Here is a 14,375-nt window from a genome sequence, read left to right as displayed (position 1 = left end):
GAAATCAGCCGTGCTAGGGCTATTCACTAAGAAAGCGCAGACGCTGCTTGGGATCGACATCAGTTCGACGTCCGTCAAGCTACTGGAACTAAGCCGCTCAGGTTCCCGGTACCGGGTTGAGTCCTATGCGGTTGAGCCACTTCCGCCAAATGCCGTGGTTGAAAAAAACATTGCTGAGCTGGAGGGCGTGGGGCAGGCGCTTTCCCGACTGTTAGGCAAAGCAAAAACTGGGGCCAAGTCTGCTGCTGTGGCGGTCTCTGGTTCGGCGGTCATTACCAAAAGCATCGAGATGGAAGCCGGGCTCAGCGACGAAGAGCTGGAAAACCAGTTGAAGATCGAAGCTGACCAGTACATTCCCTACCCTCTCGAAGAGGTTGCCATCGACTTCGAGGTGCAGGGTCCGGCCCCTCGTTCGCCTGGCCGGGTTGAAGTGTTACTGGCAGCGTGCCGCAAGGAAAACGTGGAAATACGTGAAGCAGCACTCGCCTTGGCGGGGCTGACGGCAAGGGTCGTTGATGTCGAAGCCTATGCGCTGGAGCGTTCCTATGGCTTGCTGGCGCCCCAGTTGGGTGCTGGGCATGACGAGCTGACCGTCGCGCTCGTCGACATCGGTGCGACCATGACCACGCTCAGCGTATTGCACAACGGCCGTACCATCTATACGCGCGAGCAACTGTTCGGCGGCCGCCAGCTCACCGAGGAAATACAACGGCGTTATGGGTTGTCGATGGAAGAGGCGGGCCTGGCCAAGAAACAGGGCGGCCTTCCAGACGATTTCGATAGCGAAGTGTTGCAGCCGTTCAAGGAGGCGGTCGTTCAACAGGTTTCGCGCTCCCTGCAGTTCTTCTTCGCTGCCGGGCAGTTCCATGATGTGGATTACATTCTCCTGGCGGGCGGCACGGCATCGATCCCGGGGTTGGATCGGCTGATTCAGCAGAAAATCGGTACCCAGACTTCAGTCGCCAACCCGTTCGCCGATATGGCATTGAGCAGCAAGGTCAACGCTGGCGCTCTCGCCAGTGATGCGCCGGCCCTGATGATCGCCTGTGGGTTGGCCTTGAGGAGTTTCGACTGATGGCCAGGATCAACCTTTTACCTTGGCGCGAGCAGCTGCGCGAAGAGCGTAAACAGCGTTTCCTGGTGTCGCTGGCCGGGGTCGCGGTTGCGGCAGTGGGTCTGTTGTTTCTTGCAGACCAGTACTACACCCATGCCATCGAGCGACAGAGCGCGCGTAATGATTTCGTTCGCAAGGAAATTGCCGTTCTGGATACCCGCATCGCAGAAATCAAGGAATTGAGAGAACGTCGGCAACAACTGCTCGAGCGGATGAAGATCATCCAGGACCTGCAGGGTAATCGGCCGATCATCGGCCGTGTATTCGACCAACTGGTGCGCACGCTTCCCGATGGCGTTTACTTCACCGGGTTGAAGATGACCGGGAAAAACATCGCCATCGTTGGCGCTGCCGAGTCAAACAACCGAGTCTCTAACCTGATGCGTAACTTGGATGGCTCTGATTGGCTGGATGCGCCGAACCTGAACGAAGTGAAGGCCGTCACCGCAGGGGCGGTCGACCAGGAGAACCTGTTCCAGTTAACGGTACAGCAGACCCAGCCGGCTGCTGCCGTCGAAGGAGAGAAACCATGAGCCTGGCGAGCTCGCTGGAGAATCTCCGTAGCGTCGATCTGTCTGATCTGGACATGAACAACCTGGGGTCCTGGCCCGCAGCGGTAAAAGCCATCGCTGCGATATTGCTGATGGTGCTGATTCTTGGCGGTGGTTACTACTTCTATCTCAGTGATTTGCAGGCCAGCCTCGACCAGCAAGCGGCAGAGGAAGACCGGCTCAAGCAACAGTTCTCCACGAAAGCATTTCAGGCGGCGAATCTGGAGGCGTACAAGGCGCAGATGCTTGAGATGGAAGCGTCTTTTGGCGCTCTGCTGCGCCAGTTGCCAAGCGATACCGAGGTGCCGGGTTTGCTTGAGGATATCACCCGTACTGGCCTGGGCAGCGGGCTCGAATTCGAAGAAATCAAGCTGCAGCCAGAAGTGACCCAGCAGTTCTATATCGAGTTGCCGATACAGATCAAGGTCGTCGGCGCTTATCACGACCTCGCCACTTTCGTCAGCGGCGTATCGAGCTTGCCACGCATCGTTACCCTGCACGATTTCGAGATCAAGCCGAACAGTAAGGATTCGCCTTCCAAGCTGCACATGAGCATCCTGGCAAAGACCTATCGCTATAACGACAAGGGGCTGCAGAAATGAAAGGAGCCCGATGTCTGGCGATGGGCCTGGGCATGCTGGTGCTGGCCGGGTGCGGTGTCAGCGGAGATTTCGACGATCTGCGCAGTTACATGGATGAGGTGCGAGCCAAGCCGAAAGGCTCGATCGAGCCGCTGCCCGCGTTTCTGCCGTACGAGGCGTTTACCTACAGCGCGGCGTCGTTGCGCCATCCCTTCCAGCCGCCTATGAAGATCGATCTGACTCGGCGGCAGAAAGGGACAAAGGATGTAAGGCCCGACGAAAGCCGTATCAAGCAGTTTCTTGAGGAATTCAACATTGAGAACTTCGTCATGGTGGGCACGCTGGCCAATGGCGCAGGTAGCTACGCCTTGATCAAAGGGGGTGACGGGGTTCACCGAGTCAAGGTCGGTGACTATCTGGGGCGCAACCATGGCCGTATCGTTGAGATCAGCGAGGCCGAGGTGGATGTGCTTGAAATCGTTCCGGACGGAGAGGGTGGGTGGCTTGAGCGCCCGCGTAGCCTGACCTTGAAAGAGCGCTCCTGAGTCATGGCAAAAATGGAAACCTGTACCGGTCTGCACAACGGAAGCCTTTTATGAATACCACTCTCACCCGTCTCGGCTTGTCGTTGCTGGCAGCGCTCATCTCGCCTGCTCTGCTGGCGGCAAATCTGAACTCCCTCGACGTCGCGTCACTGCCTGGCGACCGGGTTGAGTTGAAGCTGGCTTTCGACGAGCCGGTAGCGACTCCGCGCGGTTACACAGTCGACCAGCCCGCCCGCATCGCCCTTGATCTACCAGGCGTCTCCAGCAAGCTGGGGTCGAAAAACCATGAGCTGGGTGTCGGTAATGCACGAAGCGTGACCGTGGTGGAGGCGCAGGGGCGTACCCGGCTCATCGTCAATCTCACTTCTCTGGTTCCCTATTCGACCCGTGTTGACGGCAACAACCTGTTCGTCGTGCTCGGCGAATCCGCTGGTGCCCCGGCGGCTGCTTCGGCTGCTGCCGCAACCGCCAAGACATCGGCCACGCCGAACCTTCCCCTGGCTATTGGACAATCCATCAGCAATATCGATTTTCGCCGAGGGGATGACGGGGCCGGCAATGTGGTCATCACCTTGTCTGATCCGTCGATCAGTCCAAGCATTGAAGAGCAAGGCGGCAAAATTCGGGTTTTCTTCGCCAGGACGCAATTGCCGGAATCGCTGCGTGTTCGGCTGGACGTCCAGGACTTTGCCACCCCAGTTAAGTTTGTCGATTCGAGCAGCAAGGCCGATGGCGCCAGTATTGCCATCGAGCCCAGCGGTCGCTACGACTACCTGGCGTACCAGACCGACGACAAGCTGACCATCAGCGTCAAGCCGCTCAGCGAGGCAGATGCCGAGCAACGCAAGGCCGAACATTTCACCTATTCCGGGGAGAAGCTGTCGCTGAACTTCCAGGACATTGACGTTCGCTCTGTTCTGCAGCTGATTGCCGATTTTACCGACCTGAACCTGGTGGCTAGCGATACCGTGCAGGGCAATATCACGCTGCGTTTGCAGAACGTACCCTGGGATCAGGCGCTGGATCTGGTGCTGAAAACCAAAGGCCTGGACAAACGTCAGGTGGGCAATGTTCTGCTGGTGGCCCCGGCAGACGAGATTGCCGCGCGGGAGCGTCAGGAGCTGGAGTCCAAGCGGCAAATTGCCGAGCTGGCGCCGCTGCGTCGTGAAGTCGTGCAGGTGAATTACGCTAAGGCTGCGGATATTGCCAAGCTCTTTCAGTCGGTGACTGCGGTCGATGGGCAGCCTGACGAACGGGGCTCCATCGCGGTTGATGACCGCACGAACAACATAATCGCCTACCAAACCCAGGAACGTTTGGATGAACTGCGCCGTATCGTAACCCAACTGGATATCCCGGTTCGCCAGGTCATGATCGAGGCGCGGATTGTTGAGGCGAACGTTGGCTACGATAAAGCGCTTGGGGTGCGCTGGGGCGGTCAACTTGCGAACGATCAGTGGAGTGTCTATGGCAAGGATGGCAGCAGGTCTATCGATGATGATGGGGTTTTGCGGCTGCCGGGTTCAGATACCGTTGGCAACTTCACGCTCGACGAAGGCGTGGCCCCAGTTCCCTTTGTTGACATGGGGGTACTAGGGAGCACTTCCGGTGTGGGCATCGGCTTTATTTCGGATCATCTCCTACTGGATCTTCAACTCTCTGCGATGGAGAAAACCGGAAATGGAGAAGTCGTGTCCCAGCCCAAGGTCATGACAGCGGACAAAGAAACAGCGAAGATTCTGAAAGGCACGGAAGTGCCCTATCAGGAGGCCAGCTCAAGCGGTGCGACCAGCACCTCTTTTAAAGAGGCGGCCTTGTCCCTGGAGGTGACCCCGCAGATTACGCCGGATAACCGCATCATCATGGAGGTCAAGGTGACGAAGGATGCGCCAGATTTCCGCAACGCGATTGACGGCGTCCCGCCAATCGATAAGAACGAAGTCAATGCCAAGGTTCTGGTAAACGATGGAGAAACTGTCGTGATCGGTGGGGTGTTCTCCAACAGCCAGTCGAAAAGCGTCGACAAGGTTCCGTTTCTGGGCGATGTGCCTTATCTTGGCCGCTTGTTTCGTCGCGATGTCGTGACGGATGCCAAGTCTGAACTGTTGGTGTTCCTTACACCCAGAATCCTGAATCATCAGGCAATCGCCGTGAATCGTTGACATCATTGAAAAATATTATCGTCGTAGGTCCGATGGGCGCTGGAAAAAGCACCATCGGACGCCTGCTTGCCAAGGAGCTTCGTCTCCCCTTTCGGGACTCCGACAAGGAGATCGAGCAGTGCACCGGTGCCAGCATTCCGCTGATATTCGATGTTGAAGGTGAGCAGGGTTTTCGCGAGAGGGAACACGTCGCCATCCAGGCGCTCTGCCAGATGCACGGCGTCGTGCTGGCAACGGGCGGCGGTGCGGTGCTTCGAAAGGACACTCGCGAAGTGTTGCGCGCAGGGGGATATGTTATCTACCTGTGCACCTCGGTCGATCAGCAGCTTGAGCGTACCTCCCGCGACCGCAATCGACCGTTGCTGCGAGCTTCGAATCCGCGCGAGGTACTGACCGGATTGATGGCTGTAAGGGACCCGTTGTACCGCGAAATTGCCGACATCATCATCCAGACGGACGAGCGCCCCCCGCGCAGGGTGGTGCAGGAGATCCTCAGTCAGCTCCAGTCTCCCGGGCCTCGTGAAAGCCTGGACCGATCTGCGCTATCCTAGCCCCTTTAATCACGGGGGCCCCATGCAGACTCTACAGGTCGATCTCGGCGAGCGAAGCTACCCGATCGTGATTGCTGCGCAGCTTATCGATCAGGGTGAGCTGTTGGCCCGCCATATCCGTGGCAGGCAGGTTGCGATCGTTACCAATGACACCGTTGCGCCGCTCTATCTCGAGCGCCTTTCGCGCAGCCTCGGCGAATTCAAGCTGACTCCGATCGTGCTCCCCGACGGAGAGGCGCAAAAGAACTGGCAGACCCTGCAGTTGATCTTTGATGCGTTGCTCTCGGCCAGGCATGATCGCAACACCACTATTGTCGCGCTGGGCGGCGGCGTGATCGGCGATATGGCCGGTTTCGCAGCGGCCAGCTACCAGCGAGGCGTCGACTTCATTCAGGTTCCGACAACGCTGCTATCTCAAGTCGATTCTTCGGTGGGCGGCAAGACGGGTATCAACCATCCGCTCGGCAAGAACATGATCGGTGCGTTCTACCAACCGCAGGCAGTGCTGATCGACACTGCTACCCTGGTAACGCTGCCGGCGCGCGAGTTGTCCGCCGGCCTCGCCGAGGTGATCAAATACGGGTTGATCTGTGACGAGCCGTTCCTCGGCTGGCTCGAGGACAATATCGACAGGCTTCGCGCGTTGGATCAAGTGGCGCTTACCGAGGCGATAAAACGTTCCTGTATGGCCAAGGCCAAGGTGGTTGGCGCAGACGAGCGAGAGTCAGGCATTCGTGCCACGCTCAATCTCGGTCATACGTTCGGCCATGCCATCGAGACCCATCAGGGCTATGGTGTATGGCTGCACGGCGAGGCAGTCTCGGCGGGCACGGTCATGGCCCTGGAAATGTCGCACCGGCTCGGCTGGCTCTCCATTGCCGAGCGAAACCGTGCCGTGAGCTTGCTGTCGCGTGCCGGTTTGCCGGTAGTGCCCCCGGCCAATATGTGCGCCGAGGATTTCCTCAAGCACATGGCAGTCGACAAGAAAGTGCTGAACGGCCAGTTGCGATTGGTCCTGCTCAAGCACCTGGGCGAAGCCGTGGTGACTGGGGACTTCCCCCGTGAAGTGCTGGCGGCCACATTGAACGTCAACTACGACGCGCTTACGCAATAGTCAGAACCTAAGAGATGTCCATGTCCAGTTTGTCTGCCGACGATTCGTATCTGAATCATTACGGGTTCAGCCATGATCCCTTTGCTGCACGCGTGCCCAGCTTCAAGTTCTTCCCGGCTCGGCGCAAGCCCGTGCTGGGGCAGTTGCATCACCTGGCGCGCTACAGCCAGTTACTGCTGGTAGTGACGGGCCCCGAGGGTGGCGGCAAGACACTGGTGCGTCAGGCCCTGGTGGCCAGCAGTAACAAGCAGGCGGTTCAGAGCGTGGTCATCTCGCCCCAGGAAACGCTCGATTCGAACATTCTTTTGCAGCAGATCGCCCAGGCGCTCGGCACTCAGCGCGCCGACTTCGACTCGATCATGGCGCAGATCATTCAATTGGCGTTGACCGGTCAGGACGTGTATCTGCTGGTCGACGATGCCGAACGGCTTACGGGGGCGGCCGTCGAAACCTTGCTGCGACTGGCTCAGGGTAGCCCTGAAGGACGGCCGCACGTCTTTCTCTTCGGTGAGCCTGCACTGGTGGCGCGTCTGGAGGCGTTGGTGGAAGGTGAAGAACGCTTCCATGTGATTGCGCTTCAACCGTACGAGCAAGATGAAACTCGGGAGTATCTCGCGCAGCGCCTCGAAGGGGCTGGATCTGGGCTGGACTGTTTCACTGAAGAGCAGGTCGAGCGAATTCATGTCGATTCCGGCGGTTGGCCGGGTGCCATAAATCAGACCGCTAGAGAGGAGCTTCTTGAGGCAATGCAACAATCGAAAGGGCGTCGGAAGTCGGCCGGATGGAGCTTGCCGCTACCCATGAAGCACGTGCTGGCACTGGTCGTCGTCGTTTTTATCGTCTTGATCAGCTTGCTGATGCGTGACTCGGATGACTCGTCAGCGACGCCTGTCACCACCACATTGCCGCTGGGGACGGCACCGGTAACCGAGGCGCTTGACGAGGAGGCCGATACGGCGTCGGAGATCGTCCCGGTGCCGCCTGCTCAGCCGGTCATCCGCGAGCCGCTTGCTGCTGCTGGTAGTGCCGAGGCGGATGATCCATCGACGCAGGCTGTCGAGGAGCCGGCGCCTGTTGGGGAACTGGCTGACGACAGTCTCCGGGCGCCTGCAGAAATCGCTGCCCCGGTGGCTGTGGAGCCTCCGGCCGCTCAGCCCAATCGCGTAGCCGAGGTGCCGCGGGAGCCTGTGCGTCAAGTTGTCGCGGATGCGCCTGCCTCCCCTGCGAGCTGGTACGCCAACCAGTCCAAAACCAACTACCTGGTTCAGGTGCTGGGTACGCGGACCCAGGCGAACGCTGAGGCCTTGGTCAAACGGCAAGGTGACGGTTTCCGTTATTTTGTCAAGCAGCATGAGGGTAGGCCCCTATATGTGGTGACCTACGGCAGTTTCCCCAGTCGCAATGCTGCATTGGAGGCCATCAAGAAATTGCCGCCCTCGCTACAGGCGGGTAAGCCTTGGGTGCGGAGTTTCACCAGCGTCCAGCAGGAAATTTCGCCGACTCGCCAGTAACTGCACCAAAATAGCGCGCAGCGCCCTGTTTTGGGGCTTGCAAAAATAAAATTGTGTCGCTCTACCGGGCTTTGTAAACTGCTCCCCCTTTTGCCCACGTGTATGACGGGGCGATTCTGTGCGCCGTCAATAAGGGGTTGATTTACAACGCATTTAGCTGGTGGAGTGCCTATGAGAGCAGGTCTGTTTCGTCCTGAAGAGTTCAAGGATAACTGCGGCTTCGGTCTGATCGCCCACATGCAAGGCGAGGCAAGCCATCACCTGCTTCAGACCGCGATTCAATCACTCACCTGCATGACTCATCGCGGCGGCATCAACGCTGACGGCAAGACCGGCGACGGTTGCGGCCTGCTGATGCAGAAGCCTGACGCGTTTCTTCGCGCCATGGCCAAGCAGCACTTCGACGCCGATCTGCCGGCGCTTTATGCGGTCGGCATGATCTTCCTCAGCCAGGACGCGGCCAAGGCGCAAGCGGCCCGAACCAGCCTCAACGAACAGATCGCTGCCCAGGGTCTGACCCTGGTTGGCTGGCGTGAGGTTCCGGTCGATACCACCGTTCTGGGCCGTCTCGCCTTGGAGCGCCTGCCGCGCATCGAACAGCTGTTCGTCTCGGCGGAAGGCCTGTCCGAACGTGATTTCGGCATCAAGCTGTTCTTCGCTCGTCGCCGTGCCGAAGTTGCCCTCGCCGGTGACAAGGAATTCTACGCCTGCAGCCTCTCCGACAAAGACATCATCTACAAAGGTTTGATGATGCCGGCGGACCTGGCGCAGTTCTACCCCGATCTCGGCGATGAGCGTCTGGCCACGGCCATCTGCGTGTTCCATCAGCGCTTCTCCACCAACACGATGCCGCAATGGCCGTTGGCCCAGCCGTTCCGTTTCCTCGCTCATAACGGCGAGATCAACACCATCACCGGCAACCGCAACTGGGCGCAGGCGCGCCGAACGAAGTTTGCCAATGAGCTGCTTCCCGACCTGGAAGCCCTCGATCCGCTGGTCAACCGTACGGGCTCCGATTCCTCGAGCATGGACAACATGCTGGAGCTGTTGGTCACCGGCGGTATGGATTTGTTCCGCGGCCTGCGCATGATCATTCCTCCGGCCTGGCAAAACGTCGAGACCATGGATCCCGATCTGCGCGCCTTCTATGAATTCAACTCCATGCACATGGAGCCTTGGGACGGTCCTGCGGGCGTAGTGCTCACCGATGGCCGCCATGCGATCTGCCTGCTCGACCGCAATGGTCTGCGCCCTGCGCGTTGGGTTACGACGAAGAATGGCTACATCACCCTGGCTTCCGAAGTGGGCGTCTGGGATTACAAGCCGGAAGACGTGATCGCCAAGGGTCGTGTCGGGCCGGGGCAGATCCTGGCGGTGGATACCGAAACCGGACAGGTATTGCATACCGATGACATCGATAACCGTCTGAAGTCTCAGCACCCGTACAAGACCTGGTTACGCCAGAACGCGTTGCGTATCCAGTCGACCCTGGACGATCACGACCATGGCTCGGCGTTTTACGATGCCGGCCAGCTCAAGCAATACATGAAGATGTTCCAGGTCACCTTCGAGGAGCGTGATCAGGTTCTGCGTCCGCTCGCCGAGCAGGGCCAGGAAGCGGTCGGCTCCATGGGCGACGACACCCCGATGGCCGTGCTGTCCCGGCGGGTACGTTCGCCGTTCGATTACTTCCGCCAGCAGTTCGCGCAGGTCACCAACCCGCCGATCGACCCGCTGCGCGAGTCCATCGTGATGTCGCTGGAAACCTGCCTGGGTGCCGAGCGCAATGTCTTCGAGGAAACCGCCGAGCACGCCAATCGCGCGATCCTGACCACGCCGGTGATCTCTCCGGCGAAGTGGCGGACGATCATGGAGCTCGACCGCCCTGGCTTCGAGCGCCATCTCATCGACCTGAACTACGACGAGTCCCTCGGCCTGGAAGCGGCGGTGCGCAATATCGCCGACCAGGCCGAAGAGGCCGTGCGCAGCGGCAAGGTCATGCTGATCCTCAGCGACCGCGCCATCCAGCCGGGCAGGCTGCCGGTGCATGCATCGCTGGCCGTAGGTGCGGTGCACCACCGCCTGATCGAAACCGGCCTGCGCTGTGACTGCAACATCCTGGTGGAAACCGCCACTGCACGCGACCCCCATCATTTTGCCGTTCTGATCGGTTTCGGTGCGACCGCAGTCTATCCGTTCCTGGCGTTCGAAGTGCTCGGCGACCTGATCCGTACCGGCGAGGTGCTCGGCGACCTCTACGAGGTGTTCAAGCACTACCGCAAGGGGATCTCCAAAGGGCTGCTGAAGATCATCTCGAAGATGGGCATCTCAACCATCACCTCATACCGCGGCGCCCAGCTGTTCGAAGCCGTGGGTCTGGCGGACGAGGTCGTCGAGGTCAGTTTCCGTGGGGTCGCCAGCCGCATCAAGGGCGCGCGCTATGCTGATCTGGAAGCCGAGCAGAAGGCGCTGGCGACCGAGGCCTGGAGTCCCCGCAAGCCGATCCAGCAGGGCGGTCTGCTGAAGTTCGTCTACGGCGGCGAGTATCACGCCTACAACCCGGACGTGGTGGCAGCGCTACAGGTTGCGGTGCAGGAGGGCGATTACCACCGCTTCAAGGAATACACCGCGCTGGTCGATCAGCGTCCCGTGGCGATGCTGCGCGACCTGCTCAAGCTCAAGGTGTCGGAGCAGCCCCTTGCGCTCGAAGAAGTCGAGCCGCTGGAACAGGTCCTCAAGCGCTTCGACTCGGCCGGCATCTCGCTCGGCGCGCTGTCCCCGGAAGCGCACGAAGCGATTGCCGCGGCGATGAATCGCATTGGCGCACGCTCCAACTCCGGTGAGGGCGGCGAAGATCCTGCACGTTATCGCACCGAACGCAGCTCGAAGATCAAGCAGGTGGCCACTGGCCGCTTCGGTGTCACGCCGGAATACCTGGTCAACGCCGAGGTGCTGCAGATCAAGGTTGCCCAGGGTGCCAAGCCCGGCGAAGGTGGCCAGCTGCCGGGCGGCAAGGTCAACGGCCTGATCGCCAAGCTGCGTTACGCGGTGCCGGGCGTCACGCTGATTTCGCCACCGCCGCACCACGACATCTATTCGATCGAGGATCTGGCCCAGCTGATCTTCGACCTCAAGCAGGTCAATCCCAAGGCGCTGGTTTCGGTCAAGCTGGTGGCCGAGCCTGGGGTCGGCACCATTGCCGCTGGCGTTGCCAAGGCCTACGCCGACCTGATCACCATCTCCGGCTACGATGGCGGCACAGGCGCCTCGCCGTTGACCTCCATTCGTTATGCCGGCTCACCCTGGGAACTCGGCCTGGCCGAAACGCACCAGACCCTGCGTGGCAACGACCTGCGGGGCAAGGTTCGCGTACAGACCGACGGCGGGTTGAAGACCGGCCTGGACGTGGTCAAAGCCGCTATTCTTGGCGCCGAGAGCTTCGGTTTCGGCACCGCCCCGATGATTGCGCTGGGTTGCAAGTACCTGCGTATTTGCCATCTGAACAACTGCGCCACCGGTATCGCCACGCAGAACGATCAGCTACGCAAGGACCATTTCATCGGCACGGTTGACATGGTGGTCAACTTCTTCACCTTCGTGGCTGAAGAAACCCGCGAGTGGCTGGCTCGGCTTGGTGTGCGCACCCTGCAGGAGCTGATCGGGCGTACCGATCTGCTCGAGCTGCTGCCAGGTGAAACCGCCAAGCAGAACCATCTGGATCTGTCGCCGTTGCTTGGCAGCGATCAGATTCCAGCCGACAAGCCGCAGTTCTGTGAGGTGGAGAAGAACCCACCGTTCGATCAGGGGTTGCTGGCCGAAGAAATGGTCAAGCTCGCTCGTGCTGCCATTGATGCCAAGAGCGGCGGTGAGTTCGAACTGGACATCTGCAATTGCGATCGCTCCATCGGCGCCCGCGTCTCCGGCGAGATCGCCCAAGTGCACGGCAACCAGGGCATGAAAGACGCGCCGATCACCTTCCGCTTCAAGGGCACCGCCGGTCAGAGCTTCGGCGTCTGGAACGCGGGCGGCTTGCACCTGTATCTGGAAGGGGATGCCAACGATTACGTCGGTAAAGGCATGACCGGTGGCAAACTGGTGGTTACCCAGCCCAGGAACAGCGTTTTCGAATCGCAGCATTCGGCCATCCTTGGCAATACCTGCCTGTATGGCGCCACCGGCGGCAAGCTGTTCGCTGCGGGTACCGCGGGTGAGCGTTTTGCCGTGCGTAACTCTGGCGCCCATGCGGTTGTGGAAGGCACCGGCGATCATTGCTGTGAGTACATGACTGGCGGCTTCGTCTGTGTGCTCGGCAAGACCGGCTACAACTTCGGTTCCGGCATGACCGGCGGTTTCGCCTATGTGCTGGACGTGGACAACAGCTTTGTCGACCGGGTGAACAACGAGCTGGTCAACCTGCAGCGGATCACGGGGGAGGCCATGGAAGCGCAACGTAGCCATCTACAGGAAGTGCTGCGCGAATATGTCGCCGAAACCGGCAGCGCATGGGGCGCGAAACTCCTGGAAAACCTCGACGACTATCTGCGTCGCTTCTGGCTGGTGAAGCCAAAGGCGGCCAACCTGGCGTCACTGCTGTCGAGCACTCGGGCCAATCCGCAATAAAGCAGCCGCAAGCCGCAAGCCTCAAGCGACAAGTGAAGAGGCCTGCGGCTGCCGCAAAGAATCTTGCAGCTTGCAGCTTATGGCTTGCCGCTGCCGTTGAGAGGTCTTGAAATGACTGAACGTCTGAATAACGACTTCCAGTTCATCGAAGTCGGGCGCAAGGATCCGAAGAAAAAGCTGCTGCGACAGCGCAAGAAAGAGTTCGTCGAGATCCATGAACCCTTCAAGCCGCAGCAGGCGTGCGAGCAGGCCCACCGCTGCCTGGGTTGCGGCAACCCTTACTGCGAGTGGAAGTGCCCGGTTCACAACTACATTCCCAACTGGCTGAAGCTGGTTTCGGAAGGCAACATCCTCGCCGCGGCCGAACTGGCGCACCAGACCAATACCCTGCCGGAAGTCTGTGGCCGCGTCTGCCCGCAGGATCGCCTGTGCGAGGGTGCCTGCACGCTGAATGACGGTTTCGGCGCGGTCACCATTGGTTCGGTGGAAAAGTACATCGCCGACACCGCCTTCGCCATGGGCTGGCGTCCGGACATGTCCAAGGTCAAGCCGACCGGCAAGAAGGTCGCCATCATCGGGGCTGGCCCGGCCGGTCTGGGCTGCGCCGACGTGCTGGTGCGCAGCGGCGTGACCCCGGTGGTGTTCGACAAGAATCCGGAAATCGGCGGACTGCTGACCTTCGGTATCCCGGAGTTCAAGCTGGAGAAGACGGTCCTCAGCCGCCGCCGTGAAATCTTTACCGGGATGGGGATCGAGTTCCGCCTGAACACCGAAGTGGGCACGGACATCAGCATTGAACAGCTGCTCGCCGACTACGACGCCGTGTTCATGGGCATGGGCACCTATACCTACATGAAGGGCGGCTTCCCTGGTGAAGACCTGCCTGGCGTTCACGACGCGCTGGACTTCCTGATCGCCAACGTCAATCGCAACCTCGGGTTCGAGAAGTCGCCGGAAGATTTCGTCGACATGAAGGGCAAGAAGGTCGTGGTGCTGGGCGGTGGCGACACGGCCATGGACTGCAACCGTACCTCGATCCGTCAGGGCGCCAAGAGCGTGACCTGCGCCTACCGGCGTGACGCGGCGAACATGCCGGGCTCACGCAAGGAAGTGAAGAACGCCAAGGAAGAGGGCGTCAAGTTCCTCTTCAACCGGCAGCCCATCGCCATTGTCGGCGAAGGCAAAGTCGAAGGCGTCAAGGTGGTCGAGACCCGTCTCGGCGCGCCGGATGCCCGTGGCCGTCGCAGCCCCGAGCCGATTCCCGGTTCCGAGGAAGTGCTGCCGGCGGATGCCGTGGTGATCGCCTTCGGCTTCCGTCCGAGCCCGGCCGACTGGTTCGAAGGTCAGGCCATCCAGACCGACAACCAGGGCCGCGTCGTGGCGCCGGAATTGGGCCAGTTCAAACACCAGACCAGCAATCCGAAAATCTTCGCAGGTGGCGATATGGTGCGCGGCTCCGATCTGGTGGTGACGGCGATCTTCGAAGGGCGTCAGGCTGCCGAAGGCATCCTCGACTACCTTGACGTTTAAAAGCAGCGGCAAGCTGCAAGCCACAAGCTGCAAGTAACAGCGGGAAAGCAGAAAAAGCTTGACAGCCTATCGGCACCAGCCGCCACCCTGATGGGC

The 14,375-nt window shown here is 60.1% G+C and carries 10 protein-coding genes; all 10 read left to right on the top strand.

Annotated elements, in window-relative coordinates; all coding sequences use genetic code 11:
* Window positions 1-10 precede the first annotated feature (10 nt).
* The 10 genes from NA637_RS12635 to NA637_RS12590 all read left to right on the top strand — a co-directional run bounded on the left by NA637_RS12635 (window position 11) and on the right by NA637_RS12590 (window position 14,279).
* A complete protein-coding gene (locus NA637_RS12635; RefSeq protein ID WP_256072594.1) occupies window positions 11-1,075 on the top strand; it encodes a type IV pilus assembly protein PilM in 1,065 nt (354 codons plus the stop codon).
* On the top strand, window positions 1,075-1,647 hold the full coding sequence (gene pilN / locus NA637_RS12630) for a type 4a pilus biogenesis protein PilN (protein WP_256072593.1): 573 nt from the start codon (window positions 1,075-1,077) through the stop codon (window positions 1,645-1,647). Before NA637_RS12635 ends, pilN begins: the two co-directional genes overlap by 1 nt.
* Window positions 1,644-2,267, top strand: a complete 624-nt coding sequence (gene pilO / locus NA637_RS12625; protein ID WP_256072592.1) for a type 4a pilus biogenesis protein PilO — start codon at window positions 1,644-1,646, stop codon at window positions 2,265-2,267. The genes pilN and pilO overlap by 4 nt, the downstream gene beginning before the upstream one ends.
* Entirely contained in the window at window positions 2,264-2,791 is a 528-nt protein-coding gene (gene pilP, locus NA637_RS12620) for a type 4a pilus biogenesis lipoprotein PilP (RefSeq protein WP_256072591.1), read from the top strand. The genes pilO and pilP overlap by 4 nt, the downstream gene beginning before the upstream one ends.
* A 50-nt stretch (window positions 2,792-2,841) precedes the next feature.
* Complete coding sequence (gene pilQ / locus NA637_RS12615; RefSeq protein WP_256072590.1) at window positions 2,842-4,953, top strand: type IV pilus secretin PilQ; 2,112 nt, start codon at window positions 2,842-2,844, stop codon at window positions 4,951-4,953.
* Between the two features lie 5 nt (window positions 4,954-4,958).
* Window positions 4,959-5,504 (top strand): shikimate kinase AroK, encoded by a 546-nt coding sequence (gene aroK / locus NA637_RS12610; RefSeq protein WP_256072589.1) that lies wholly within the window; start codon window positions 4,959-4,961, stop codon window positions 5,502-5,504.
* Window positions 5,505-5,526: 22 nt separating this feature from the next.
* The gene (gene aroB / locus NA637_RS12605; RefSeq protein ID WP_256072587.1) at window positions 5,527-6,618 is read left to right on the top strand and encodes a 3-dehydroquinate synthase; all 1,092 of its coding nucleotides are present in this window, start codon (window positions 5,527-5,529) and stop codon (window positions 6,616-6,618) included.
* A 20-nt stretch (window positions 6,619-6,638) separates the two neighbouring features.
* The gene (locus NA637_RS12600; protein ID WP_256072586.1) at window positions 6,639-8,129 is read left to right on the top strand and encodes an AAA family ATPase; all 1,491 of its coding nucleotides are present in this window, start codon (window positions 6,639-6,641) and stop codon (window positions 8,127-8,129) included.
* Between the two features lie 171 nt (window positions 8,130-8,300).
* Window positions 8,301-12,749 carry a glutamate synthase large subunit gene (gene gltB, locus NA637_RS12595; RefSeq protein ID WP_256072585.1) on the top strand — a complete coding sequence of 1,483 codons (4,449 nt, stop codon included), beginning with the start codon at window positions 8,301-8,303 and terminating at the stop codon, window positions 12,747-12,749.
* 111 nt (window positions 12,750-12,860) lie between these two features.
* Complete coding sequence (locus NA637_RS12590; protein ID WP_256072582.1) at window positions 12,861-14,279, top strand: FAD-dependent oxidoreductase; 1,419 nt, start codon at window positions 12,861-12,863, stop codon at window positions 14,277-14,279.
* The last annotated feature ends 96 nt before the right edge of the window (window positions 14,280-14,375 follow it).

This window comes from Stutzerimonas stutzeri, from assembly GCF_024448935.1.
Taxonomy (GTDB): Bacteria; Pseudomonadota; Gammaproteobacteria; order Pseudomonadales; family Pseudomonadaceae; genus Stutzerimonas; species Stutzerimonas stutzeri_AO.
This window is presented reverse-complemented; position numbering and strand designations above follow the sequence as displayed.